Source organism: Gordonia aurantiaca, from assembly GCF_039939235.1.
Taxonomy (GTDB): Bacteria; Actinomycetota; Actinomycetes; order Mycobacteriales; family Mycobacteriaceae; genus Gordonia.
On record NZ_JBDUUF010000014.1, the window covers coordinates 16,269 to 41,910 of the forward strand.

General features: G+C 67.7%; 25 protein-coding genes, 1 tRNA gene and 1 other RNA gene. 17 read left to right on the forward strand and 10 right to left on the reverse strand.

Annotated elements, in window-relative coordinates; genetic code table 11:
* Positions 1-56 precede the first annotated feature (56 nt).
* From prfB to ssrA, 7 genes are all read left to right on the forward strand, one after another.
* The gene (gene prfB, locus ABFT43_RS20605; protein WP_347962196.1) at positions 57-1,172 is read left to right on the forward strand and encodes a peptide chain release factor 2; all 1,116 of its coding nucleotides are present in this window, start codon (positions 57-59) and stop codon (positions 1,170-1,172) included.
* Positions 1,169-2,137 (forward strand): mechanosensitive ion channel family protein, encoded by a 969-nt coding sequence (locus ABFT43_RS20610; protein WP_347962144.1) that lies wholly within the window; start codon positions 1,169-1,171, stop codon positions 2,135-2,137. The genes prfB and ABFT43_RS20610 overlap by 4 nt, the downstream gene beginning before the upstream one ends.
* Entirely contained in the window at positions 2,137-2,655 is a 519-nt protein-coding gene (locus ABFT43_RS20615) for a hypothetical protein (protein ID WP_347962145.1), read from the forward strand. The genes ABFT43_RS20610 and ABFT43_RS20615 overlap by 1 nt, the downstream gene beginning before the upstream one ends.
* Positions 2,656-2,744: 89 nt before the next feature.
* On the forward strand, positions 2,745-3,431 hold the full coding sequence (gene ftsE, locus ABFT43_RS20620; protein ID WP_347962146.1) for a cell division ATP-binding protein FtsE: 687 nt from the start codon (positions 2,745-2,747) through the stop codon (positions 3,429-3,431).
* Between the two features lie 59 nt (positions 3,432-3,490).
* Positions 3,491-4,399: a permease-like cell division protein FtsX gene (gene ftsX, locus ABFT43_RS20625; RefSeq protein WP_347962147.1), complete on the forward strand. Its 909-nt coding sequence runs from the start codon at positions 3,491-3,493 to the stop codon at positions 4,397-4,399.
* Between the two features lie 84 nt (positions 4,400-4,483).
* On the forward strand, positions 4,484-4,957 hold the full coding sequence (gene smpB / locus ABFT43_RS20630; RefSeq protein ID WP_347962148.1) for an SsrA-binding protein SmpB: 474 nt from the start codon (positions 4,484-4,486) through the stop codon (positions 4,955-4,957).
* 102 nt (positions 4,958-5,059) lie between these two features.
* Positions 5,060-5,434, forward strand: a transfer-messenger RNA (tmRNA) gene (ssrA, locus tag ABFT43_RS20635).
* Between the two features lie 66 nt (positions 5,435-5,500).
* Here ssrA and ABFT43_RS20640 read toward each other — a convergent pair.
* The 5 genes from ABFT43_RS20640 to ABFT43_RS20660 all read right to left on the reverse strand — a co-directional run bounded on the left by ABFT43_RS20640 (position 5,501) and on the right by ABFT43_RS20660 (position 10,222).
* A complete protein-coding gene (locus ABFT43_RS20640) occupies positions 5,501-6,085 on the reverse strand; it encodes a hypothetical protein (protein ID WP_347962149.1) in 585 nt (194 codons plus the stop codon).
* Between the two features lie 157 nt (positions 6,086-6,242).
* Positions 6,243-7,118: a metal ABC transporter permease gene (locus ABFT43_RS20645; RefSeq protein WP_347962150.1), complete on the reverse strand. Its 876-nt coding sequence runs from the start codon at positions 7,116-7,118 to the stop codon at positions 6,243-6,245.
* Positions 7,115-7,876: a metal ABC transporter ATP-binding protein gene (locus ABFT43_RS20650; protein ID WP_347962151.1), complete on the reverse strand. Its 762-nt coding sequence runs from the start codon at positions 7,874-7,876 to the stop codon at positions 7,115-7,117. The genes ABFT43_RS20645 and ABFT43_RS20650 overlap by 4 nt, the downstream gene beginning before the upstream one ends.
* Complete coding sequence (locus tag ABFT43_RS20655) at positions 7,873-8,796, reverse strand: metal ABC transporter substrate-binding protein (protein WP_347962152.1); 924 nt, start codon at positions 8,794-8,796, stop codon at positions 7,873-7,875. The genes ABFT43_RS20650 and ABFT43_RS20655 overlap by 4 nt, the downstream gene beginning before the upstream one ends.
* A 181-nt stretch (positions 8,797-8,977) precedes the next feature.
* Positions 8,978-10,222 carry a CaiB/BaiF CoA transferase family protein gene (locus tag ABFT43_RS20660; protein ID WP_347962153.1) on the reverse strand — a complete coding sequence of 415 codons (1,245 nt, stop codon included), beginning with the start codon at positions 10,220-10,222 and terminating at the stop codon, positions 8,978-8,980.
* A 142-nt stretch (positions 10,223-10,364) separates the two neighbouring features.
* On the opposite strand from ABFT43_RS20660, the gene ABFT43_RS20665 reads away from it, so the two are divergent.
* Positions 10,365-12,152, forward strand: a complete 1,788-nt coding sequence (locus ABFT43_RS20665; protein WP_347962154.1) for a long-chain-acyl-CoA synthetase — start codon at positions 10,365-10,367, stop codon at positions 12,150-12,152.
* 91 nt (positions 12,153-12,243) lie between these two features.
* On the opposite strand, the gene ABFT43_RS20670 is transcribed toward ABFT43_RS20665, so the two are convergent.
* Complete coding sequence (locus tag ABFT43_RS20670; RefSeq protein WP_347962155.1) at positions 12,244-12,903, reverse strand: alpha/beta hydrolase; 660 nt, start codon at positions 12,901-12,903, stop codon at positions 12,244-12,246.
* A 151-nt stretch (positions 12,904-13,054) separates the two neighbouring features.
* Between ABFT43_RS20670 and pgm the strand changes: the two genes are divergently transcribed.
* From pgm to ABFT43_RS20710, 8 genes are all read left to right on the forward strand, one after another.
* Positions 13,055-14,698 carry a phosphoglucomutase (alpha-D-glucose-1,6-bisphosphate-dependent) gene (gene pgm, locus ABFT43_RS20675; RefSeq protein WP_347962156.1) on the forward strand — a complete coding sequence of 548 codons (1,644 nt, stop codon included), beginning with the start codon at positions 13,055-13,057 and terminating at the stop codon, positions 14,696-14,698.
* Between the two features lie 100 nt (positions 14,699-14,798).
* The gene (locus tag ABFT43_RS20680; RefSeq protein ID WP_347962157.1) at positions 14,799-15,542 is read left to right on the forward strand and encodes a DsbA family protein; all 744 of its coding nucleotides are present in this window, start codon (positions 14,799-14,801) and stop codon (positions 15,540-15,542) included.
* Between the two features lie 115 nt (positions 15,543-15,657).
* Positions 15,658-15,730: transfer RNA gene (locus ABFT43_RS20685), tRNA-Ala, on the forward strand.
* 614 nt (positions 15,731-16,344) lie between these two features.
* Positions 16,345-17,502 (forward strand): ABC transporter substrate-binding protein, encoded by a 1,158-nt coding sequence (locus ABFT43_RS20690; RefSeq protein ID WP_347962158.1) that lies wholly within the window; start codon positions 16,345-16,347, stop codon positions 17,500-17,502.
* Positions 17,483-18,556 carry a FecCD family ABC transporter permease gene (locus ABFT43_RS20695; RefSeq protein WP_347962159.1) on the forward strand — a complete coding sequence of 358 codons (1,074 nt, stop codon included), beginning with the start codon at positions 17,483-17,485 and terminating at the stop codon, positions 18,554-18,556. The genes ABFT43_RS20690 and ABFT43_RS20695 overlap by 20 nt, the downstream gene beginning before the upstream one ends.
* A complete protein-coding gene (locus ABFT43_RS20700; protein ID WP_347962160.1) occupies positions 18,549-19,346 on the forward strand; it encodes an ABC transporter ATP-binding protein in 798 nt (265 codons plus the stop codon). Before ABFT43_RS20695 ends, ABFT43_RS20700 begins: the two co-directional genes overlap by 8 nt.
* A complete protein-coding gene (locus tag ABFT43_RS20705) occupies positions 19,346-19,975 on the forward strand; it encodes a hypothetical protein (protein WP_347962161.1) in 630 nt (209 codons plus the stop codon). Before ABFT43_RS20700 ends, ABFT43_RS20705 begins: the two co-directional genes overlap by 1 nt.
* Before the next feature lie 2 nt (positions 19,976-19,977).
* Positions 19,978-20,673, forward strand: coding sequence for a hypothetical protein (locus ABFT43_RS20710; RefSeq protein WP_347962162.1), 696 nt, complete (start codon positions 19,978-19,980; stop codon positions 20,671-20,673).
* Positions 20,674-20,851: 178 nt separating this feature from the next.
* On the opposite strand, the gene ABFT43_RS20715 is transcribed toward ABFT43_RS20710, so the two are convergent.
* From ABFT43_RS20715 to ABFT43_RS20730, 4 genes are all read right to left on the reverse strand, one after another.
* A complete protein-coding gene (locus ABFT43_RS20715) occupies positions 20,852-21,091 on the reverse strand; it encodes a hypothetical protein (RefSeq protein ID WP_347962163.1) in 240 nt (79 codons plus the stop codon).
* A gap of 754 nt (positions 21,092-21,845) precedes the next feature.
* Positions 21,846-22,154: a hypothetical protein gene (locus ABFT43_RS20720; RefSeq protein WP_347962164.1), complete on the reverse strand. Its 309-nt coding sequence runs from the start codon at positions 22,152-22,154 to the stop codon at positions 21,846-21,848.
* A gap of 261 nt (positions 22,155-22,415) precedes the next feature.
* A complete protein-coding gene (locus tag ABFT43_RS20725) occupies positions 22,416-22,919 on the reverse strand; it encodes a dihydrofolate reductase family protein (RefSeq protein WP_347962165.1) in 504 nt (167 codons plus the stop codon).
* A 449-nt stretch (positions 22,920-23,368) separates the two neighbouring features.
* A complete protein-coding gene (locus ABFT43_RS20730) occupies positions 23,369-24,355 on the reverse strand; it encodes a hypothetical protein (protein WP_347962166.1) in 987 nt (328 codons plus the stop codon).
* 469 nt (positions 24,356-24,824) lie between these two features.
* Here ABFT43_RS20730 and aqpZ point away from each other — a divergent pair, with 469 nt between their 5' ends.
* On the forward strand, positions 24,825-25,613 hold the full coding sequence (gene aqpZ, locus ABFT43_RS20735; RefSeq protein ID WP_347962167.1) for an aquaporin Z: 789 nt from the start codon (positions 24,825-24,827) through the stop codon (positions 25,611-25,613).
* The last annotated feature ends 29 nt before the right edge of the window (positions 25,614-25,642 follow it).

The following is a 25,642-nucleotide window of genomic DNA, read 5'->3' on the forward strand; positions in this document are numbered from 1 at the left end:
GTTAGTCGGTGCCCGACGCTGTCTGACCCGGTCCGAGGTCGGTACTCTGGATGATTGTGCATCCCGACGTGACCGCAGACCTCGAAGCCCTCGACGCCACCTTGACCACCGTGGAGAAGGTGCTCGACCTGGACGAGTTGCGTCGTCGAATCGACGAGCTCGAGATGCAGGCCTCCGATCCCGACCTGTGGAACGACCAGGACCACGCCCAGAAGGTCACCAGCGAGCTGTCCCACGCGCAGTCCGAACTTCGCAAGGTGACCGAGCTGCGCCAGCGTCTCGAGGACCTGCCCGTGCACTACGAGCTCGCCGAGGCCGAGGAGGGCGAGGACCGCGCCGCCGCCCTGGCCGACGCCGACGCCGAGCGGGCCAGCCTCCGCGCCGACATCGAGGCCATGGAGGTCAAGACGATGCTGGCCGGCGAGTACGACGCCCGTGAGGCCGTCGTGAACATCCGCGCCGGCGCCGGCGGCGTCGACGCCGCGGACTGGGCGCAGATGCTCATGCGCATGTACATCCGCTGGGCCGAGAAGCACGACTACGGTGTCGAGGTCTACGACACCTCGTACGCCGAGGAGGCCGGCCTCAAGTCGGCCACCTTCGCGATCAAGGCCCCGTACATGTACGGCACGCTGTCGGTCGAGCAGGGCACGCACCGCCTCGTCCGCATCAGCCCGTTCGACAACCAGAGCCGGCGCCAGACCTCGTTCGCCGAGGTCGAGGTGTTGCCGGTGGTCGAGCAGACCGACCACATCGACATCGACGAGAACGACATCAAGGTCGACGTCTACCGGTCGTCGGGCCCGGGTGGTCAGTCGGTCAACACCACCGACTCGGCCGTCCGCCTCACCCACATCCCGACGGGCATCGTGGTGACCTGTCAGAACGAGAAGAGCCAGCTGCAGAACAAGGCATCGGCCATGCGAGTGCTGCAGGCCAAGCTCCTCGAGCGCAAGCGCCAGGAGGAGCGCGCCGAGATGGACGCGCTCAAGGGTGACGGCGGTTCCAGCTGGGGCAACCAGATGCGCTCCTACGTCCTGCACCCGTACCAGATGGTCAAGGACCTGCGGACCGGCGTCGAGGACAACAACCCGGCCGCCGTGCTCGACGGTGACATCGACAAGTTCATCGAGGCCGGCATCCGCTGGCGGATGGCGTCCGCCGAAGCGTGATCGGACAGCCGGGGTTCCAGTTGCTGGCGGCCGAGCCGTCCTCGACCGAGCTTCTCGTCGGCCGGGTGTATGTCTGGCTGGCCACCAACGGGCTCGAGATCGTCTGCTGGATTCTCGGCGCCGTCCTGCTCGCCCGGCTGATCCGCTGGTTCGCGAACAAGTACGCGACGCGTCTGGAGGCTCAGTTCTCCACCAGCGACCTCATCGTCCAGACCGAGGACGCCAAGCATCGTCGCGCCCTGGTCGACGTGGTCGCGTGGACCCTGATCGTGGCGATCGCGGTCATCGTGATCATCCACATCCTGGGCGTGGTCGGCATCCCGATCAGCGGGCTCACCGGTCCGACCGCCGTCGTCGGTGCCGCGCTCGGCTTCGGCGCCCAGCGCATCGTCCAGGACATCCTCGCCGGGTTCTTCGTGGTCGCCGAGAAACAGTACGGATACGGCGACGTGGTCGACCTGACCGTCACCGGCAACGGCTCGGCGCAGGGCACCGTCGAGGACGTGACGCTGCGCGTGACCAAGCTGCGCACCAGCGAGGGCGAGGTCATCACGGTTCCGAACGGCCAGATCATCAAGGCCACCAACCTGTCCAAGGACTGGGCGCGGGCCGTCGTCGACGTGCCGGTGCCGTCCGAGGCCGACATCGGGCTGGTCAACGACACCCTCGACCGGGTCGGTCGCGAGTTCTACGAGATCCCGCGCTGGCACGACCTGCTGCTCGACGCGCCGTCGTCGCTCGGTGTGATCAGCCTCGAACTCGACTCGATCACCGTGCGCATGGTGACCCGCACCCTGCCCGGCAAGCAGTTCGAGGTCGGCCGTGCGCTGCGCGTCCACATCATCCGCGCGTTGGCTCGGGAGGGCATCATCGTCCCGGCGGGCCGTGAGGTGCAGGCATCGGGCGGGCCACCGACGAGTTTCGCCGATCAGGGACGCGACCGCGACGAGGACGGAGACGAGTGATGGCCGACCCGGATCGCTCCCGGTCCTCGGGGCCCGGCTCGCAGCGCGCCGGCTCCCCGGACTCGGGATCACCGCAGACCCATGCCGATCCCGCGCGACGCCGACGCGGGCTCCGGTGGAATCAGTACCTCGGCAGGACCACCATCCGCCTGAGCAGCGTCGTGCTGTTCGTCGTCTTCATCGCGTGCTGCCTGCTGTACGGCTACACGTCGCAGCGGTACGGGGTCGTCGAACCGCAGCCGGCGCGTCCGGCACCGCGGACCTCGCAGATCGTCGAGGAGCCGGAATACACCGAGCCCGTGCCGTCATCGACCGAGATCCTCTCGGAATCGACGTCGGAGTCCCCGTCGCCAGGGGAGCCGGGGGCCGTGGAGGAGGGCCCGGGAGGAACCTCGTCACCGGGCGAGGGCCCCCGGACGGCACCGTCCACCACACGGCAGACGGTCCCGGGCCTGCCCGGCGTGGAGATCCCCAACTTCGCCCCGCAGACGCCGACGACGCCCGTCCCGACACGCTGAGTATCGCGTCGACGCTGGTCAGAAGGTCCGCTGGTATCGGGTGTCGCGCCTGAACGGACTCTCAGGCGTCGTCGTTACACTGGCTCATCGTGATCAAGCTGGAGAACGTCACGATGCAATACAAGGCATCCTCTCGGCCGGCTCTGAAGGACCTGAGCTTCGAGATCGACAAGGGGGAGTTCGCGTTTCTCATCGGGCCGTCGGGTTCGGGCAAGTCGACGTTCTTCCGGCTGCTGCTCAAAGAGGACCGGCCGACGAGCGGCGACATCTACCTCGGTGAACTCCACGTCAACAAGCTGCGCGCCCGCGCGGTCCCGAAGCTGCGCCAGTCGATCGGCTGCGTGTTCCAGGACTTCCGTCTGCTGCAGAAGAAGACCGTCGCCGAGAACGTCGCCTTCGCGCTCGAGGTGATCGGGCGGCCGCGGTCGACGATCCAGCGGGTCGTGCCGGAGGTGCTCGAGTACGTCGGACTGGAGGGCAAGCACGACCGCATGCCCAACGAGCTCTCCGGTGGTGAGATGCAGCGCGTCGCGATCGCCCGCGCGATCGTCAACCGGCCGCTGGTGCTACTGGCCGACGAGCCGACCGGCAACCTCGACCCGGAGACCAGTGAGGAGATCGTGGACGTCCTCGACCGCGTGAACCGTCGCGGCACCACGGTCATCATGGCGACCCACGACCGTCATATCGTCGACGCGATGCGTCGCCGGGTCCTCGAGTTCGACAACGGGCAGCTCGTCCGCAACGACCAGCAGGGCGTGTACGGCATCGGCTGACCGCCGCGAAGCCTTCAGTTCCTCACGCCTCCACCGACCCCAAGGACGTCTGAGCAAGCATGCGAGCGCATTTCATCATCACCGAGGTCCTCAACGGACTTCGCCGCAACGCGACCATGACCATCGCGATGATCATCACCACGGCGATCACGCTCGGCATGTTCGGCGGCGGTCTGCTGGTGATCCAGATGGCCGAGAAGAGCCAGAAGATCTTCCTCGACCGGGTCGAGATGGAGTTCTACATCAACCCCGAGGTGACCGAGCGGGATCCGCAGTGTGAGAACGACCCGTGCGCGCAGCTGCGCCGCGGGCTGGAGAACGAGGCGGGCGTGACGTCGGTGACCTACATCGACAAGGACGAGGCGTACAAGCGCGCCAAGGAGATCTTCGCCAACAACCCCGACCTCGCCGAGAACATCGTCGAGGGAACGCTTCCCGCGTCGCTGCGCGTGCGCGTCTCCGACCCGGGCCAGTTCGACACGGTCCTCAACGAGTACGCGAACCGCAAGGACCTCGGCGTCGACGCCTTCAAGGATGACCGCAAACTGGTGCAACGCATCTTCAGCGTGCTCGACGGGGTGCGGAACGCGACCTTCGCGATCGCATCGGTCCTCGCGGTCGCGGCGATCCTGTTGATCATCAACACCGTTCAGATCGCGGCGTTCACCAGACGTACCGAGGTGTCGATCATGCGCCTGGTGGGCGCGACACGGTGGTACACGCAGTTGCCCTTCCTGCTGGAGGCGGTGGTGTCCGCCCTTGTCGGCGCGCTGCTGGCGATCGGCGGTCTGCTGCTGGCCAAGAAATTCTTCTTCGACACCGCGCTCAAGGAGCTGTACGGTGTGAGCTTCTTCGCCCGCATCGAACTGGCCGACGTGCTGTTCGTGGCGCCGTGGCTGATCCTCGGCGGCATCGTGCTGGCCGGTGCGACGGCGTATGTCACGCTGCGCGTCTACGTCCGGGAGTGACCCCGGGCGACCGGTGGCGGGTGCGGCGCTGAGATGATGGTTGCCGGCCGTTCGCGGCCGGATGAGTTCACGAGGAGGTGAGTGGTGCCCAGGGAGAAGGGCCGCAACGTGATTGCGACGAACCGCAAGGCGCGGCACAACTACACCATCCTCGACGTCTACGAGGCCGGCATCGCGCTCGTCGGCACCGAGGTCAAGAGCCTGCGTGCCGGCAAGGCATCGCTGGTCGACGCGTTCGCCACCATCGAGGACGGCGAGGTGTGGCTGCACGCCCTGCACATCGCGGAGTACGGGCACGGCTCGTGGACCAACCACAACGTCCGCCGCAAGCGCAAGCTGCTGCTGCACCGTCGCGAGATCGACACGCTCATCGGCAAGCTCCGCGACGGCAATCTCACGCTGGTGCCGTTGTCGCTGTACTTCAAGGACGGCCGGGTGAAGGTCGAGCTCGCGCTGGCCCGCGGCAAGCAGGCCCACGACAAGCGGCAGGACATCGCCCGCCGCACCGCCCAGCGCGAGGTGGAACGCGAGATCGGCCGCCGCGTGAAGGGCATGTGACGCGCGTCGCGCAGGCGGTCGCGGAAACGGGAATGATCCCGGCCGTGAGTGTTGTTAGACTGAGTGTTCGTCGGCCGAAAGGTCGGCGGCAACACCTATCTCGGGGCTGATCGGTTTCGACTACGTGCGTCGAGGTAGGGGAAGCGTGTCGGTGCAGGCTGGAGACCACCGTGAGCGTCGCAGCAACCAATTAAGCGCCGATTCCAATCAGCGCGACTACGCCCTCGCTGCCTGATCAGCGACGGCTAGTCTGTCGGCCCGGGTTGTGTTCCCGAACCCGGTCGCCGGCATCATCTGCAGGGAACTCACCGTCCTCGCCGGTCGCGGGGGAGGACGGGACAACCAACAGCGACTGGGATCGTCATCCCGGCTTGTCCGCGTGACCGGGAGATCCAAGTAGAGACACAGCGGACTGCACACGGAGAAGCCCTACCAACACGACGGAGGACCCGGGTTCAATTCCCGGCAGCTCCACGCAAAGGCGCCCCACCTGATCACCGGTGGGGCGCCTTCTTGTCCGGAGGGCAGGATCGCCGGGCCGGATCAGCTGGGCTGTGATTGCTGCTGGGTGGTGGGCTGCCGGCCCGGCGCCTGCCGGTCGGTGCCCTGGCGGTCGGGCGCCTGGTTGCGCTGGCCGTGGTTCCGATCCCGGCCGTCCCACGGTCCGGGGAGGGCGGGCCGCCCCTGACCGTCACCGCCGGGGCCGCCACGGAAGTGCCCGCGCGAACCGTCGCCGGGATGCTCGCCGAATGCGGGACGGTCATGACTCCACCCGGCATGGCGCCTCGGGTGATCGGAGGTCTCGTCTCCCGTGATGTACCCGGCACCGAACCCGAGCGCGCCGGCGACGAGGGCGATGCCGACACCGCAGGCGACGAGCACCAGGGTCCTGGACTTCGCTGGCGTGGTCGTCGGCGCCGGGGCTGCGCCCGCGGGCTCACCGGTAGCAGGGCCGCCGGCCGGGGCGTCGGCGACGGGCGCGACGTACGGCGCGGCGGCAGGGGTGGCCATCTGCTCGGTGGGCTGCTCGGTCATCTGCTCTGTGGGTGGCTCCGCGAGCGGCTCGGTCGGCCGGTCGGTGGGGCCGTTCGGGTTCTCCGGGTTCGGATACTCGGGCGTCGTGTTCATACTCCACTTCCGTTGGCTGTCGCGAATGTCCGGGCCGTCGACCCGGTAGCGAACGCCATGGTGCCCACGGACTCTGGAACAGGCCTGCCCGCAGCCTGTACATCTCCTGGGAACGCCCACGGCGCGGATCCGCGGCGACCCTGACGCCGGCGCGTGCTCAGCCCGCGGCGTCGGCCAGGGCGCGCTCCCGGTGCCGGCGTCGCTTGCCGACGACACCGTGCGTCGGACCGAACAGGAAGACGAGCAGGAACGCGATGCCCTGCACCAGGACGACCATCCCGCCCGGCGACGTGTCCTGGTAGTAGGAGACGTACAGGCCGATCACGCCGCAGAGCGCGGATATGGCGGGGGCGATGATCAGCATCCGGCCGAACCTGTTGGTCAGCAGCTGGGCGGTCGCACCGGGGATGATCAGCATCGCCACCACCAGCACGATGCCGACGACCTGCAGCGCGGTCACCGCGGTCAGCGCCAGCAGCGCGAGGAGCGCGGCGCCGAGCAGCCGCGGGCTCAGCCCGATCGCGAAGGCGTGCGTGGGATCGAAGGCGTAGAGGGTGAAGTCGCGCCGTTTCAGCAACAGGATGACCGCGACGATCGCGCCGAGCACCGCGATCTGCACGAGATCCGACGCCGAGACGCCCAGCAGGTTGCCGAAGACGATGTGGTTGAGGTCGGTCTGGCTCGGCGTCACCGAGATCAGCACCAGGCCCAATGCGAACAGCGTCGTGAAGACGATGCCGATCGCGGCGTCCTCCTTCACCCGGCTGCCGTCGCGGACCGCGCCGATCATCGCCACCGCGAGGAAACCGAACACGACGGCGCCGACCGCGAACGGGATGCCTGCGATGTAGGCGAGCACGACACCCGGGAGCACCGCATGCGAGACCGCGTCGCCCATCAGCGACCAGCCGATCAGCACCAACCAGCACGACAACAGCGCGCACACGACCGACGAGATCAGCGTCGCCCACAGCGCCCGCGTCATGAAGGCATAGGCGAACGGGTCGAGGAGATGGTCGACGACGGTGGTCATGAGGCCTCCTCCCGGCGCTCGCGCGTGCGGTCGAGGGGGTCGAGCCCGAAGGCGCGGACCAGGTTCTCGGTGGTGATGACCTCGGAAGGGTCGCCCTGCGCGACGACGCGGCGCATCAGCAGGATCGCCTCGTCGGCGAGTTCGGGCAGCACCGCCAGGTCGTGCGTGGAGATCAGGATCGTCACCCCGGAGTCGGCGAGTTCCCGCAGCAGGGTGCTGATCGTCGCCTCGGTGCGCTTGTCGACCCCGGCGAACGGTTCGTCGAGCAGCAGGATCGACGCACCCTGCGCGATGCCGCGGGCCACGAAGGCACGCTTGCGCTGGCCGCCGGAGAGCTGGCCGATCTGCCGGTCGGCGCAGTCGGTGAGTTCGACGCGGGCCAGCGCCTCGTCGACGGCGTCGTGGTCGGCGCGCTTGGGGCGTCGGGTGAAGCCGAGGTGCCCGTAGCGGCCGGTCATCACGACCTCCCGCACCGACAGCGGGAACGACCAGTCGATGTCCTCCGACTGCGGCACATAACCGACGAGGCCCGCTTTCCGTGCCGCGGCCGGGGACCTGCCCGCGAGACTCACCGAACCCGTTGTGGGAGCGACGGACCCGACGATGGTCTTGAACAGCGTCGACTTGCCCGACCCGTTCATTCCGACGAGCGCGCACACGCGGCCGGTCGGGACGCGCACGGACGCGTGGTCGAGCGCGAGGATGCGGCCGTAGCGCACGGTCACGTCGTCGACCTCGATGGCGTGTGAGGTGATCATCGGTTGTCTCCCGTCAGCCCGGTCACGATGGTGCGGACGTCGTGGCGGATCAGATCGAGGTAGGTGGGCACCGGGCCGTCGGCCTCCGACAGGGAATCGACGTAGAGGGTGCCGCCGAACCGTGCGCCGGTCGCCGCGACGACCTGGTGCATCGCCGCGTCGGACACGGTCGACTCGCAGAACACCGCGGGCACCTTGTTCTTTCGGACGAAGTCGATGACCGCGGCGACCTGCTGTGGCGTCGCCTGCTGCTCGGCGTTGACCGGCCAGATGTAGCGCTCGGCGAGTCCGGCGTCACGCGCCAGGTAGGAGAAGGCGCCCTCGCAGGTGACGAGCGCGCGCTCGTTGGCCGGCAGCCGGTCCAGCGCGGAGACGAGGTCGGTCTGCACCTGCTGCAACTGCTTCTTGTACGCCGCGCCGTTGGCCGTGAAGACGTCCGCACCCTCGGGATCGAGCTCGGTGAAGGCGCGCACCAGGTTGTCGACGTAGATCCCGACGTTGACCGGACTCATCCACGCGTGCGGATTCGGCTTGCCCGCATGGGCATCCGACGCGATGTCGATGGGTTCGACCCCCTCGCTCGCGACGACGTGCTCGACGTCGAGGCCGTCGACGAACTGCCCGAACCACCCCTCGAGGTTCAGGCCGTTGTCGACGACCAGCGACGCCGTGGCGGCCCGGCGGACGTCACCCGGAGTGGGTTCGTACCCGTGGATCTCGGCGCCCGGTTTTGTCAGCGACTCCACGCGCAGGCGGTCGCCGGCGACGTTCGACGCGATGTCGGCGAGGACCGTGAAGGTCGTCAGGACCACCTTCTCGTCGGGTAACCGACCCGACAGTGTGCAGCCGGGGACGACCATCAGCGCCACCAGCAGGGCGCCGATGGGCGCGAGCCATCGGACGACACAGGTCTTGGGCATACCGACACTGTAGATTCGGCACGCCGAACTTTCTACCCGGGGTATCCCTTACTTCTCGCCGATTCGAGAACCGACCCCGGGAAAGCGCCCTCGGGGCGGCACCGGCGACATCTCGTCGCCGGCCGTCTCGTGGAGGGCGGATCCCAGGGGTGGATGCCGAATAGGGTCCGATGACATCGCGTCAGATGACCCCGGATGCCCTCAGCTCTTCGATCTCCCCTGCCGAGAAGCCCAGCAGCCCGCCGTACACCGCCTCGTTGTCGCACCCGGGCGACGGCGGACCGGCGCGCCGGATGCCGCCGGGGGTCTCGCTGAACTGCGGGACCACGCCCGGTCCCAGCACCGTGCGGTGTGCGCGTTCGTCGTAGTGTTCGGCGATCATGCCCCGGGCCCGCAGGTGCGGGTCGGCGACCACCTCGCGGACCGTGTTGACGGGTCCGACGACGACACCGGCCACGCTGAGGATCTCGGTGAGCTTGTCCGCGGAGTGCTGGGACGACCATTCGCCGATCAGTGCGTCGAGCTCGTCCTGGTTGCGGCCGCGCGCGGCGTGGTCGGCGAACCGCTCGTCGGTCGCGAGTTCGGGCTGCCCCATCGCCTGGCACAGTCGCGCGAACACCGAGTCCTGGTTGGCCGCGATGATCACATGCGTGCCGTCGGCGGTGGGGTAGAGGTTCGACGGTGCGATGCCGTCGAGCCGCGTGCCCGACGGGCCGCGCACGATGCCGCCCACGTCGTAGTCGGGGATCGTCGATTCCTGAACGGCCACACAGGATTCGATGAGCGAGGTGTCGACCACCTGGCCTCTGCCGGTCACCGTCCGTCGATACAGCGCGGCGAGCGCGCCCTGCGCCGCGAACATTCCGGCCAGGGTGTCGCCGAGCGAAAGTGCCAGACGCGGAGGCAATTGTCCCGGATAGCCGTTGAGATGTCGCAGGCCGCTTGCGGCTTCGGCGACCGAGGCGTAGCCGGCGCGCGAGGCATCGGGTCCGGTCTGTCCGTACCCGGACACGCGCACGACGATGATCCCCTGGTTGCGCTCGGACAACACGTCGGGTCCGATGCCGAGGCGTTCCAGGGTGCCGGGGCGGAAGTTCTCGACGACGATGTCGGCCTTCTCGGCCAGCTGCAGGAAGATCTCGCGCCCACGGTCGCTGCGCAGGTCGAGGGTGATCGCCTTCTTGTTGCGCCCGTGCACCGTCCAGTAGAAGCGGATGCCGTCGACCTCGGCCTGGCCCCAGGTGCGGATCGGGTCGGGCTTGCCCGGCGGCTCGATCTTGATGACGTCGGCGCCCATGTCGCCGAGGAGGCGGGCCGCGTGCGGACCCGCGATGAGGGTGCCCAGCTCGAGCACGGTGACGCCGTCGAGGGGGCCCGTGGGGGTCGTCGACTCGGCAGGCGCCGGCGCAACGGTGTTGTCGGTCATGGTCCAACAGTGTGGCCGGTCACAGCCCCGGCGCCAAGACGGGACCCGCCGGGGCGTTTGAAACGAATTGTCAACGACGTTCCATTGGTGCCGATTCCCGGCTATGGTGTGTGTCGTCGAACACACCACAGGGGAGGCTTGAATGGTTGATCACGCACCGGGCACGGGGCTCTTGCCCGACATCCGACTGACCGACATGCTGTCGGGCGTCGCGTCGCTGCGCAAGGACGTCGGGACCATCATGCGTGTGCTTCCGGAGATGCTCCCCAAGCCGCCCACCACCAAGATGTCCATCGGCAAGCGCTTCCAGCAGTCGGTCGACAAGTACCCGGACCGCGACTTCCTGCGGTTCGAGGGCGAGTCCATCACCTACCGCGAGGCCAACGCCCGCGCCAACCGGCTCGCCGACTTCCTCACCCGCGAGGGCGTCGGGAAGGGCGACGTGGTCGCGGTGCTGTCGGAGAACCACCCCGATGTCGTGATCGCGATGCTGGGCATCGTCAAGATCGGCGCCATCTGCGGGATGATCAACTACCACCAGCGCGGTGCGGTGCTCGAACACAGCCTCGGCCTCATCGACGCAAAGGTCGTTCTCCACCAGCAGCACCTGGTCGAGGCCCTGGACTCGGTTCCCGACAGTGCCCGTCCGGCAAAGGAATTCACCTTCGAGGAGCTCCCGGAACTGACCTCTGCCTGCTCTCCGGTCAACCCGCCCGTCACCGAGGCCGTCGAGCTCGGGTCGACCGCGATCTACATCTTCACCTCCGGGACCACCGGATATCCCAAGGCCAGCAGGATGACCCACTATCGCTGGCTGGTGGCGATGAACGGCATCGGCGGGCTCGGCATCCGCCTGCGCGGCGACGACGTCATGTACACCGCGTTGCCCTTCTACCACAACAACGCGCTCACGATCTCGGTGTCGTCGGTGCTGGCCTCGGGCGCCTGCCTGGCCATCGGGAAGAAGTTCTCGGCGTCGCGGTTCTTCGACGAACTCATCGAGAACGACGCCACCGCGTTCAGCTACATCGGCGAACTGTGCCGCTACCTGCTCGCGCAGCCGCCGAAGCCCACCGACCGCGCGCACAAGGTGCGTCTGGCCGTCGGAAACGGTCTGCGCCCGGACATCTGGGACGACTTCACCGAGCGCTTCGGCATCGACCGCATCGTCGAGCTGTACGCCGCGAGCGAGGCGAACATCGGCTTCGTCAACGTCTTCGGGCTGGCGAAGACCGCCGGTTTCTCGCCGTTGCCGTACATGGTCGCCGAATACGACGAGGAGACCGGCGAACCCCTGCGCGGGCCCGACGGTCGGGTCCGCAAGGTCGGCAAGGGTGGCACGGGATTGCTTCTCGCGCAGATCAATTCGCGTGTCCCGTTCGACGGTTACACCGATCCCGAGGCGACCGAGAAGAAGATCGTCCGCGACGTCCGCCGCAAGGGCGACGCCTGGTACAACAGCGGCGACGTCGTGCGCGATCAGGGCTTCTTCCACATCGGTTTCGTCGACCGCATCGGCGACACCTTCCGCTGGAAGGGCGAGAACGTCGCCACCACCGAGGTCGAGGCGGTCATCGACGCGCACGACTCGGTCGAGGAGGCCGTCGTCTTCGGCGTCCCGATCCCCGGCGTCGACGGCAAGGCCGGCATGGCGGCGGTCAGCCTGAAGGACGGCGAGACGTTCGACGCCGCCGGCTTCGCCGCGCACGTCCGCGACGGGCTGCCCGGCTACGCGGTGCCGCTGTTCGTGCGGCTCGTCGACCAGCTCGAGCACACGTCGACGTTCAAGAACATGCGCACCGAGCTGCGCAAGCAGGCCTACCACGAGACCGGCGGGGACCCGCTGTACGTGCTTTCGGGGGACAGCTACGTCGAGTTCTATCCGGAGTTCGTCGACGAGTTGTCGGGCAAGCGCCGCACGACCGCCTGAGCGACCGCGCATGACCACCTCTTCTGGACAGGATCTCACCCCGCTCGGGTGGTGGATCTGTCCAGAAGGGGTGTCTCTGTGTGCGCTGCGATCAGGCCCCGCGCAGGGCGGACAGACGCTCGCCGACGAAGTCGAGCGCGCTGCGCTGCCACAGCAGGACGTGGTCGAGCATCGCGTGGCGGCCGTCGGGCACGGTGACGAACTCGGCGTCGACGCCGTTGGCGCGCAGCTCTTCGATGCCCTTGCGGGTTCGCTTGGCGAAGGTGCGTTCGTCGGCGTCGCCGTGGACCGCGACGACGCGGGCACCGGGATGGATGTGACGCCAGTCGGCGAACTGCCACCACGGCGCGAGGGCCAGCACGCCGATCACCCGCCGGTCGGCGGCCAACTGCGCGGCCACCCGCCCACCCATCGAATGGCCGATGACGACCACCGGTGCGCCGGGGTGCCGATCACACAGGTCCTCGAGGGCCGCACGTGCCGGCGCCATCGGGCTGGCGTCGTCGCCGTTCCAGCCGTAGACCTCGTAACGCACCTGGTGCACGCGCACCGAGCGGCCGTAGCGCAGCTGCAGCGACCACGTGAACGGATACATCCGCAGCGCCGAGCCCTGCGTCGCGCTGAACGGCCGGCGGCTGTGGTCGGTGCCGCCCGGGAGCACGAGGACGATCAGCCCGGGGTCGCGACGGCCGGGTGCGAGCAACCCGGTGACCGGCCGCAGCAGGGGTCGCACCAGGGACGTATTCGGCATGTTCTCCGCAGGCCTCCCGCACGTGTCGATTGATCTTCTACACACTAACGATTCGATCTCGTTCCGAATCCTCGGCGGCCCGTGCGGTGCGAGTGGGAAATGAGTCCGCGGTAAAGAGGCGAATTCTGCGATGAGTGGCAGAATCGGCGACATGGCACATCCGCGAGCCGGCCAACTGGCCCAGCCCGAAGACCTCATCGACGTCGATGCACTCGAACGTGCCTATTACGAGAACGTCCCCGATCCGTCGAACCCGTTGCAGCAGGTCGTGTTCGGGACGTCGGGGCACCGTGGTTCGAGCCTCGACACCGCATTCAACGAAGCGCATATCCTCGCGACCACCCAGGCGATCGTCGAGTATCGCCGCAGCGCGGGAACAACCGGACCGCTGTTCATCGGATTCGACACCCACGCGTTGTCGATTCCGGCGTGGCGGAGCGCTTTGGAGGTGCTCGCCGCCAACGAGGTCACGGTGTACACCGCCGAGGGCGACTCCTTCACGCCCACGCCCGCCGTCAGCCGAGCGATCCTGACGTTCAACAAGGAGAACCCGGGCGTGCAGTCCGATGGCATCGTCGTGACGCCGTCGCACAACCCGCCGCGGGACGGCGGATTCAAGTACAACCCGCCCTCGGGCGGCCCGGCCGACACCAACATCACGTCGGTCGTCGCCGCGCGTGCCAACGAACTGCTCGCGCAGAACCTCTCCGGGGTCAAACGGATCCCGTTCGAGAGGGCGCGCACGAGCGAGTACGTCAAGGACTACTCGTTTCTCTACAACTACATCGACGGCCTCGGCGGCGTCGTCGACATGACGGCCATCCGCGACTCCGGCATCAGCATCGGCGCCGACCCGCTCGGCGGGGCGTCGGTGGGCTACTGGGCGCTACTGGGGCTGCGTTACAACCTCGAACACCTCACCGTCGTCAACCCGACCGTCGATCCGACGTTCTCGTTCATGACGCTCGACACCGACGGCAAGATCCGCATGGACTGTTCGTCGGCCAACGCGATGGCGTCGCTGATCTCGGCCCGCGACTCCTACGACATCGCGACCGGCAACGACGCCGACTCCGACCGCCACGGCATCGTCACCCCCGATGCGGGCCTGATGAACCCGAACCACTTCCTCGCGGTGGCGATCGACTACCTGTTCACGCATCGGCCACAGTGGGCGCAGACCGCGGCCGTCGGCAAGACACTCGTGTCGTCGTCGCTCATCGACCGCGTCGTCGCCGGACTGGGCCGCCCGCTGCTCGAGGTGCCGGTCGGTTTCAAGTGGTTCGTCGACGGACTGCTGTCGGGGCGCGTCGCGTTCGGCGGCGAGGAGAGCGCCGGGGCGTCGTTCCTGATGTTCGACGGCAGCCCGTGGTCGACCGACAAGGACGGCATCATCATGGCGCTGCTGGCCGCGGAGATCCTCGCGGTGACCGGCAAGACGCCGTCGCAGCGGTACGCCGAACTCGCCGAGCAGTACGGCGAGACGTCGTATGCCCGCATCGACGCGCCGGCCACCCGCGAGCAGAAGGCGGTGCTGTCGAAGCTGTCGCCCGAGCAGGTGCGGGCCACCGAACTCGCCGGGGAGGCGATCACCGGGATCATGACCACCGCGCCCGGCAACGGCGCGCCCATCGGCGGGCTCAAGGTGACCACCGAGAACGCCTGGTTCGCGGCCCGGCCGTCGGGCACCGAGGACGTCTACAAGATCTACGCCGAGTCGTTCAAGGGGCCCGAGCACCTCGCACAGGTGCAGAAGGAGGCCCAGCAGGTCGTCGACGCCGCGCTGGGGAGCTGAACCCGCGAGCGTTCGACTCGGCCCTGATCGAGACCGAAACGGCACGTAAGGGGGCTTTCTCCTCAGCGATTTATCAGTGCCGCGCGGATATTGTCGTGGTGTGAGTCAGAAGCGTAAGTCGGGAGCGTCGGTGCCCCGAACCACCAAGTCGAAGTATCAGCCGAGTGCGCCGTCGAGCACGATGACCTACATCCTCGGAGGTGTGGCGCTGCTGGTGGTGGCCGCCCTCGTCATCGGCGGTATCTGGTGGAGCAAGCGGGACAAGGGAGAGGCCGACCAGTCGGCGCTCGCGACCAGTTCGACGATGATCGTCGGACCGGAGAACGCGCCGCTGATCGACATCTTCGAGGACCCGATGTGCCCGGTCTGCAAGATGTTCGAGCAGCAGTCGGGTGCGGCGATCACCGCCGCCGTGAAGGAGGGCAAGCTCCGCGTCCGCTACCACACCCTCAACTTCCTGAACTCGCAGTCGGGCCCGGGCGACTACAGCTCGCGAGCCGTCGGCGCACTGACGTGCGTTGCGCAGGAGCGCAACACCGACCTGTTCCTGCGGTTCCACAGCGCTCTCTTCGCGGCGCAGCCGCCGGAGGGCAGCGGCAACATCACCAGCCCCGAGCTGGCGCGGATGGCGACCGAGCAGGGCGCCACCCCGGCGACCGCCAAGTGCATCACCGACAACGAGAAGGTCGCCGAGGCGGAGGCCAATGCCGACAAGTCGAGCGAGGAGCTGTCCAAGGCCAACAACGGCCGGGTCGGCACCCCGACGGTCCTGCACGACGGCAAGCCCGTGCAGAACCTCAGCGGCAACGCCTGGCTGGAGGAGATCCTGAGCAACAAGTCGTAGCGATCGGCGGGAACCGGGCCCGCAGAAAGGGCCCGGTTCCTGCGGATTTGGTCGCGGCAGAGGCGGTAGTGTAACTTTCTCTTTGCCCGCGGGGCGGGCGGAAACAACAGAACACGGGGCTATGGCGCAGCTGGTAGCGCACCACACTGGCAGTGTGGGGGTCAGGGGTTCGAGTCCCCTTAGCTCCACAAAAGGGAATCCCGCTCTGACTCTCGTCAGGGCGGGATTTCTCATTGTCGTGCCGACCGCTCGTCGAACATCGGGGCCGGCCGGTGTCCCGGGCAGTGACAGCCGGTGTCCCGGGCAGTGACAGCGCGTGGCCCTCGGCGACGGGCGGAATGCTGATCGGGTGCTCCGCAACGGATTTCGTCGCCTCCGTTTCGCGTGGCGTCCGCGTACCGGTCACAGGGACGTCGCGGCAACCCCGACCAGGACGAACGCCCGATGATGACCGCGAACCTGCGGTAGTGGAGGTTGTCCCCGCGTCGGGTCTGTTCGCGCCAGTCCTCCGGGTAGGTCACTTCGGTCCAGCTCGCCGACCGATTGTCGATCGGGACGAGCAACGCGGTCGTCATGACGACGCCGACCGAGAGGAAGGGCCGCCGCCATGTCGGCGGTTTGGTCACGTCGGACTCCACGGGCGGGGGACGTCATCGTGGACATCGTCCGCGTCCCCCGAGTGGTTAACCTAGGCATTGCTAAGTTAGTGTACGCTCACCTAACTGTAACGAATGTCCGATTCGGAGGACGTCGAGGTGCCGGTCGGTGCGTCGCGTCACCCGCCTGCCGTTCTGGAGTTCCGATGCTCTCCCGTCCCCGTACCTCCGATGCGACTGCGCACCTGACGCGCCGCGACATGCTGCGCTCGATGGGGGTCGCGGCGTTTGCTCTCGGTGCCCTGGGCGTCACCGCGTGCTCCAACCGCGAAGTGGTGTCCGACGCCGCCGACTCCAGCGCGACGGGTGGTCCGATCACGGTCGTCGACCAGTATCAGAACACTCTCACCTTCGACACCCCGGTCGGACGCATCGCGTCGACGATCATCCCCGTCCCGTCGATGATCATCGGTTCGGATCAGTCGACCGCCCGGAACGTCGGTGTCAACCAGGTCGCGATCTCGATGGCGTCGAAGGGCATGCTGGGCACGATGTTCCCGGCGTTCCTCGACACCCCGGTGGTTGCCGGCAACGACTTCGTGCCGAACGTCGAGCACATCCTGAGCCTGAACCCCGATGTTGTGATCCAGTGGGGCGACAAGGGGGACGACATCGTCGCGCCGCTGCGCAACGCCGGCCTCAAGGTGCTGCTGCTCAAGTACGGCACACAGGAGGATCTCGAGGCCTGGATCTCGATCTTCGGCGAGCTGCTGGGCAAGAAGGAACAGGCCGACGCCGTTCTCGCGACCATGGCCGCCGACCGCAAGACGGTGGAGAAGGCCGCGGCCGCACACGCTTCCGAGGCCCCGCGGGTCCTGTACATGTACAACGCCCCGGAGATGAAGGTGGGCGCCGACAACAGCTACATGGACTTCTGGATCCGTCTGGCCGGCGGCAAGAACGTCGCGTCGGGCGCGGGCAGCGGTTCGAGCTTCGCCGTCACCCTTGAGCAGGTGCTGAGCTGGGATCCCGAGATCGTGATCCTCGGCAACTTCGAGCCGACGTCGCCCGAGGGCATGTACGCCGATCCCCGGTGGTCGTCGTTGTCGGCGGTGAAGAACAAGCGCGTCTACAAGGCGCCGCTCGGCGGCTTCTCCTGGGACCCGCCGTGCTACGAGTCCAACCTGATGTGGCTGTGGGTCAACTCGGTGTTCTTCCCCGATGTCCGCCACGACCTTCGCGGACGTATCCAGGAGACGTACAAGAAGCTGTACGCCTACGACGTGTCCGCCGCCGACATCGATCGCATCCTGCATGTTCCGGCCAACGGGGTCAGCGCGAATTATGACGCCTTCCGTGCGTGACGAGCCGGTCGTCGTCGCCGAGCCGGAGAACGCACACACCTCCAAGCGCATCCTGGTGGCGTTGGTCCTGACCATCGGGATCGTGGCCGTCGGCCTGATCTCCCTCTCCGTCGGCCGGTACACCGTGCCGGTCAACGAGGTCGCCCGAATCCTCGTCAACGAGGTGATCGAGCTGCCCCGTACGTGGACCGAGGCCGAGTCGAATGTCGTCCTGGGAGTTCGGCTTCCGCGAATCCTGCTGGCGATGCTCGTCGGCGGTGGCCTGGCGCTCGGCGGTGCGGCGCTGCAGGCGGCGTTCCGCAACCCGCTGGTGAGCCCGCAGATCCTCGGGGTGTCGTCGGGTGCGTCCTTCGGCGGTGTGCTGGCGTTGCTGTTCGGTCTCGGCTCGGCATTCCTCGTCGGCGGGGCGTTCCTCTTCGGCCTCGTCGCACTCGGCGTGGTGCTGTTGATCGGACGCACCCGTGCGGGCGGTCCGATCCTGACGATCGTGCTCGGCGGCGTGGTGACCAGTGCCTTCTTCTCCGCGCTGGTCTCGTTCATCACCTACGTCGCCGACCCGTACACGACGCTGCCGTCGATCGTGTTCTGGCTCATGGGATCTCTCGCCACCGCGGACATGCCGAAGGTGCTGCTGGCCGCGATCCCGATCCTGTCCGGGGCGGCGGTGCTCATCGGTCTGCGCTGGCGGATCAACATCCTCTCGCTGGGCGACGAGGACGCGACCGCGCTCGGATTGAAGCCCGGACGGTTGCGGGTGGTGCTGCTGACGATGGTGGCGTTCATGACCGCAGGCGCCGTGGCGGTCTCGGGGGTCATCGGCTGGGTGGGCCTGGTCGTCCCCCACATCGCGAGATTGTGGGTCGGTCCGGACCACCGGATCTCCATGCCGACGACGTTCTTCCTCGGCGCCATCTACCTGACGCTCATCGACACGTTGTCGCGCACGGTCAGCGCCGGCGAGATCCCGCTCGGAATCCTGACCGCCATCATCGGCGCTCCGGTGTTCGTCATCCTCCTGAGTCGATCGCGCAGACAGGCTTTCATCGATGGTTGAGTACACAGGCCTCGAATTGAGGGACGCAGGCTTTCGCTATCCGCGATGCGACTGGGTCTTCCGGCGCGCGAACCTCCGCGTCGACGGCGGGATCACGTCGATCCTGGGTCCGAACGGGCAGGGCAAGACGACACTGCTGCGGTGCATCGCGGGATTGACCCGACTGTCGGAGGGCACGGTCCATCACGACGCCGCGATCGGGTACGTCCCGCAGGCCAGCGCGTCGAACTTCGCCTACACGGTGTTCGACATGGTCCTCATGGGGCGGGCCAAGAAGGTCTCGGCGTTCTCCACTCCGGGCCGGACCGACATCGCGCGCACCCGCGAGACCCTCGAGCGCGTCGGCATCACCGACCTGGCCTCACGCAGCTTCGCCGAATTGTCCGGCGGGCAGCGGCAACTCGTGCTGATCGCCCGCGCGCTGGCCTCCGACTGCAACTTCCTGATCCTCGACGAGCCGGTCTCGGCCCTGGACCTGCGGAACCAGGCCCGGGTGCTGGAATTGCTGCGGAACCTCGCGGCCGACGGGATGGGAATCCTGCTCACCACGCATCACCCCGACCACGTCCTGCACCTGGGCGGGCGCGCGGTGGTGATGCGCTCGGTCGACGACATCCGGGTCGGCGCCGTCGAGGAACTCGTCACCGACGTGATTCTCAGCGAGCTGTACGGCATCGACGTGGCCAGCGCCGAGGTCGACGACCGTGGCAACCGGCGCACCGTCCTCTTCACCCGGTATGACACGTTCGCGGACACAGCCCCCGCGACCTCTCTACAGAAAGTGGTTTGATGACTCCCGATTCGACTGCGCCGCAGTCACTTCCACCGGTCCTGCATCTGACGATGGGATCGAACTCCGGCATGTCCGGTGGCACCGACGTCTCGGGCCGGGTCACGCCGGTCGACCTGTATACGCTCGACGAGCTCGACCTGGGCTCCGTTCGCGGATTGCTGATCAACGGCAATTGCGATCAGATCTTCCTCGAGCGCCGTCGTGAACTGCTCACCGACTTCGTCACCTCGGGCGGTCGCGTGGCGATCATGGGGCATCCGCTCACCGATTTCCTGCCCGGCCTCGGGCGGTGGCGCAAGCTGCAGTACTCCGGACCCAAGGATCTCGCGATCGTCGCAGGCGAACGGCATCCGGTGTGGGAGGGCGTGGATCCGGCCGACGTGAGTTTCCGCCGCGGAGTGTCCGGGTTCTACGCCCGCGGGTACAGCGACAAGTTGCCCGAGGGCGCCATCGTGGCCAATCGGATCGGCCGCCACGAGCTTCCGGTCGATTACGTGTACCCGCTCGGTGCCGGCTGGGTGCTCGTGCACGGCGGGCTCGACCTCGGCGTCTACCAGGAGGACCCGAACACCTCCGCGCGAATCTTCCCCCAGCTGCTCACGTGGCTCGCCCAGCAGGAGGCCTGAACATGACCACGACCACCGATCCCGTCATCGAACCCTTCGCTCGCACCGACCGCGCGCCGCGGTCGCGCAGGCGCCTCGCCTTCGTCCACGGCGGCTCGCACTTCCACCTGCAGACGGTCAACGACCCGGCGGTGATCGCCCACCAGCCGGAGTTCCTCTACCTCGGTGACCTCGCAGACGGCGATCTCGACGCGTTCGACACGGTGGTGCTCGCCGACCGCCTTCACCCCGAGCTCGTCCGGCGGCACGCCGAACAGTTCCTCGCGGTCCCGCAGCGTGGCGGGACGCTCGTCGTGCTCGGTGAGAACGCTGCCCACACCTGGCTTCCGGGTGTCTCGTGGAGTCCGCGTCCCACCAATTTCTGGTGGTGGCTGGAAGGCGAGGACCCGTTGATCCGCACCCGTAACCCCGAGCACGAGGCGTGGGAGTACCTGTCCACCAAGTCCGTGATCTGGCATCACCACGGGCTGCTGCACACCGACGCCGACGTCGTGCCGCTCGTGGTCTCGGAAGAGCCCGACGAGACCGGCTCCCGCACCGACGTCGGGGCGATCCTGTACGAGGACACCGTCAGCACGCCCGGGCGGCTCATCGTCACCACCCTGGATCCGACGTACCACCACGGCAACAACTTCATGCCGGGCTCGACGCGGTTCCTGTACTCACTGCTGAGGTGGCTGGACCACACCGGCAGTTGACCGGAAGGGAAAGCGGCCGCAGAGGTGAATTCTCACCGGCCGCCCTGCCGAGAACCGTGCCAGGGTATGACCACCGGCACGTTTCTCGCGGTCTCTGGGAGATCTGCCATCCGGTGAGTTGTTGCCAAGGTCGACGTCTCTGCGGCGGAGATCAGCGAGTCTTGCCGGGAGCGGAAGGTCATACGGTCTTACGCTTGCGGCCCCACAGCAGGTAGACCGCGGGAGCGATGCCCGCGGTGGTGCCGAGGGCGAGGCCCACACGCCAGGCCGCCTTGGGGCCGTTGATCTCCTCGGGTGCGCGGCTGGAGAGGTCGCGCAGTGCCCAGACGCGAAGACCGCCGTCGACCGCGGCGATGGTGACGATGGCGGCCTTGGCCGCGGTGGACAGTTCGCTCCAGCTCTTCTTCGGCTTGCTCATGCACTCACCCTATCGACGCCGGCCCCGCCCAAAATCGCAGGTTCGACCACAATGTCGCGACCACAATGTCGCGACGTGTGAGTAGCGCGTTTGTAGGTGAACCCGCGATTCCGCGCGGCCTACGGGCCGTCGACCCAGAACTGTCCGCCGCACATGAGCGCCTTGCCCGTCGGGTCCTGGGCGACGTGGTCGACGGCGGGGTCGCACGGCTCGCCGAGATTGTGCACGGAGCCGTCGTCCGGCGCGTGGCGGACCCACCGGTAGCCTCGTCCGCACCCATGTAGGTGCAGACGAGGCTCATCCCGTTCGCTGCCGTGCCGAATGAACGGACTTCCCACTCGAGGCACGGGCCGCCCTCGACCGGCGTCGATCCCACCTGCGTCGGTTGGCTCGTCCCGGTCGGGGGAGGAGGTGGCGGTGGCGGCGATGCCTGCGATGCAGGCGAACTCGTGACGGTCACCGTGACCGGCGTGGGTTCCGTGCGGTCCTGCCGGTAGCGGCTCGTGGTGAGCGCGTAGGAGGCGCCGGCGACGAGCGCGACAAGCGCGACGACCGAGACGCCCGCGAGCACCGCCAGCGTCCAGACCGTGCGTCGTCGTTGCCGGTGGACTTGAACCAAGCGTCGGTCATCGGGTTTCTCCGGTCGTCGGCATCGCACCGAATTCGTCGTTGCCCACAGTGTCCTGATTCGACCGTGCCTGCTCGGTTGTTTCGAGCAGATCGGGGGCGGGTCGTCGGAGTAGACGACCCGAGGTCATTGATACTCGGGGCAGGCGTACTGGAGAACCATGATGAACAGCTGGCCGGCCTTGCCCTCGCTGACACCGAGGTCCTCCGCGAGCCATCGGACGATGTTGTTGCTCGTTCCGTAGCTCATCTGTTGACAGACTCCGCGCACGATCTGCAGCAACCGGGTGCGTTCCGTCGGGATGCCGGGCATGTCGTGCTGCAGCCGGTGATCGACGAACGCGAGTTCGCCGGGACGCGCGGGGCTGACATCGGACCAGCAGTTCCACGGGCTGGTGTGCGCTCCGCAGAAGCCCGGGTCGGCCGGTGTGGGCACGTCGCCGGGATCCCCGCCACAGCGGGCGCGTCGGCGGTTGGCGCTGGGGTGCGTGCCGGGGCGGGTTGTGGTGGTTCCGCTGAGCTCGCCGGGGCCTCTGTCACCGTCACCGTCGCCGGCGCTTGCGCGGCCGGATCGTCGTTCCGGGACTAGGTGATGAGGTGCGTCGCGGCGAGCACGAGTGCGGCGACGGCGAGGACCGCCGTCGAACCGAGGACCCAGACGACGGTGCGGTGACGGTCGGAATGCATGGCGCAGTCGTCAACCGACCCGGAGCTCGCCCGAAATCGCAGGTTCGACCATGGATGCGCTGGTTGGAAGTCGCGATTCTGGGCCGAACCCGCGACTTTGCGGGGGCTCGGGAACCGGCGACCCCCGGACGTATCTCAGGAAGGGGTCGTCGTGCGCGACGGCGTGCTTCGGACGGAACCGCCGCGGCGTGTCCAGCGGGCCGGCCCTCACGACGGAACCGTCGGCGATCGGCGCGCCCTCGGCGGTCAGCCGGGGCGCCAGGGTGACGCACAGCTCGTCGACGAGGTCGGCCTCGGTGAGCCGGTCGAGGAGCGTGGGTCCGCCCTCGCGGTGGATCCGGCGCAGCCCGCGGTCGGGCAGCGCGGCGATCGCTGCGGGCAGGCCGCACGTGCCGTCACCGACGGCGATGACCTCCGCGCGGTCGCGGATCGCGGATGTCTCGGCAGCGGTCGAGGACAACTGCACCGGCCCGCAGTTCTCGACGCGGGCGGTCGCCGCGCCGACCGACACCACGTCGGCATCGGGAGAACTCGTCCACCTCGTCGCCGGTCACGTCGTCGAACGCTTCGGCGAGTTCGAGGTGGCCCCTGGGATCAGGTGCACCGCCAGATGCTCGGCGTCTGTCGCCACCTCGTGCGTGTGGTCCGACTGCGAGATGCCGATCAGGAGCCGCCGTGGGCGATGCTCGTCTGGGTGGCGAACCCGATGAGACATCCCGACTGCCGGCCATCCGCGACCGTCGTCACCACGAGCACCGGATGGTCGATCGCCGCACCATCTCGTCGAATGCGTCGGTACTGCTCACGTCACGCTCCTCCTGTTGTGCAGCCGGGAGCGGGTGCCCACACATCCCGGCGGCGAAACCGCTTCGAGCACAACACAATCGCCACTTCCGGTTCCGATGCACGCGAGTGACCTGCGCGTCGGAGGCGGAAGTGGCGATCGTGTGGGGCCGAGCGGGGCTAGGCGGCGTCGGCGATGCGCTGCCTCTGCTTGTCGAACATCTCCGCGAGATTGTTCTCGATCTCCGATCCGACGGAAGGCTTCTCGTCGCTGAAGGTGTTGTAGGCGACGGAGAAACCGGTACCGCGCTCCTCGCCGTACACCATCACGCCGACCAGGTAGACCTCGGTCTCCGGCAGGCCCAGGTCCTCGCCGAAGCTGAACTCGCCGGTCATCTTGAACGCCTTGTAGGTGCCGTCGATCGGGAGTTCGGCCTTCTCCAGCTTGATGGCCACCGGGATGTCGCCGTTGTCGTCCTTGAGGGTCAGGGTGAACGACGAGCAGGCATCGAGGATCTGGTCGAACTCCGCGAAGTCGTCGGACGGCTTGGTGACGTCCGCGCTGTAGGAGTCGAGACCGAAGAAGACCTCGCTCGAGCTCGACGTCTCGGTCAGCTCACGCTGCGCGAAATCGCCGTTGGACGTCGACGAATCCGTCAGGCGTGCGCATGTCTCGTTGTCGACGCTGGTGTCGTCGTCCTCGGACTGGTCGGTGTTGAGCGCGAACTCGCCGGTGATCTCGGGGAAATCCGACTCCGGCAGCACGAGGTCCACCGCCGACGCGGCCGGCGGTGCCTGTTCCTCGTCGCCGCCCCGGCCGAGGGTGAAGGCCAGGACCACCGCGACGACGACGATGATGACCAGCAGTGCGCCACCACCACCGAGGAACCACCACCACTTCTTGCCCCCGCCCGACGATTTCGGCGGCTGCGGCGGCCCACCGTACGGCTGCTGTCCGTAGGGTTGCTGTGCGTACGGTTGCTGTCCGGGAGGCTGCTGGCCATACGGCGGTTGCTGTCCGGGAGGCTGCTGTCCGTAGGGCTGACCCGGTTGCTGCGGGTACTGCTGCCCGTAGGGCTGTTGACCGCCGGCCGGCGGCCATCCGGGCTGCTGCCCACCCTGCGGGCCCAGCTGCGTCGGCTGGTTGGGGTCATAGGGACTACCCACGGTTGGCTCCTTCTCTTGGCAGGTCACGACTCGACCGGAGGCGGTCATCGACTCGGGGAGAGTACCGCGACCACCAGTTGTTTCACCGTCGTCCGAAAAATCGACCCCGACACCGTCCGCGAGATGTTCCCGCAGTTCAGCGGGTCGAACAATGCTCGGCGCGAAACGAATTCACGCGTATGTCCGAGGGCATTGGTCATGCGCTCGAATGAGGATCCCCGGCACCGGGTGGGCGTCGTCCTGGCGGTCGTGAAACCCACTCCCCGTCCGGACCTTCGGCCGGGTCCGCGTCGGGTGGACCGCCAAATCTGGGCCGACGACAAGGGGATGAGGTCATTTTTGTGCCACGGAATGAGTCAATTCGTGGACAGGTCGCCGGTGCCTGCGTTCCACTCGTTACTGCGGTGGCGGGGTACCGGCTCGGCGCTGCCGTGCTTGGTTCCGCGAGCCGGGCAGAGGAGAACATCTCATGGCGAGTACTCCACGACGGTTGCTGGCCGAATTGTTCGGCACCTTCTGGCTCGTGTTCGGTGGCTGCGGTAGCGCCATCTTCGCGGCGAAGTACGTCGCGAACGCCAGCGAGGACAACGACACCCTGATCCAGCTCGGCATCGGTCTGCTCGGTGTCTCACTCGCATTCGGCCTGACCGTGGTGACGATGGCGTACGCCCTCGGTCACGTGTCCGGTGGCCACTTCAACCCGGCGATCACGCTGGGTGCCGTGGTCAGCGGGCGACTGCCGGTCAAGGACCTGCCCGGCTACTGGATCGCGCAGGTCATCGGCGGTCTGCTGGCCGGCACGATCCTGTACGTGATCGCGAGCGGGAAACCCGGGTGGGAGGCGACCGGGAACATGGCCGCCAACGGCTACGGCGAGCATTCGCCCAACGACTACTCGCTGCTGGCGGTGTTCATCGCCGAGGCGCTGCTGACCGCGTTCTTCCTCATCGTGGTCCTGGGCTCCACAGACGATCGGGCACCCGCCGGATTCGGTCCGTTGGCAATCGGCCTGAGCCTCACCCTCATCCACCTGATCTCCATCCCGATCAGCAACACCTCGGTCAACCCGGCACGATCGACCGGTGTCGCCTTCTTCAACGGCAACGGCGCCCCGGAACAGTTGTGGCTCTTCTGGGTTGCGCCGCTAATCGGCGGACTCATCGGCGGCATTCTCTATCCGCTGCTTTTCGAGAACGGGAAGTTCGCGCTGGGCGGGGCGTCCGACGCCCCCTCGGCGCCGGAGCCGAGCAAGGTCTGACCGGCGAACGGCATCAGCATCGACGACGG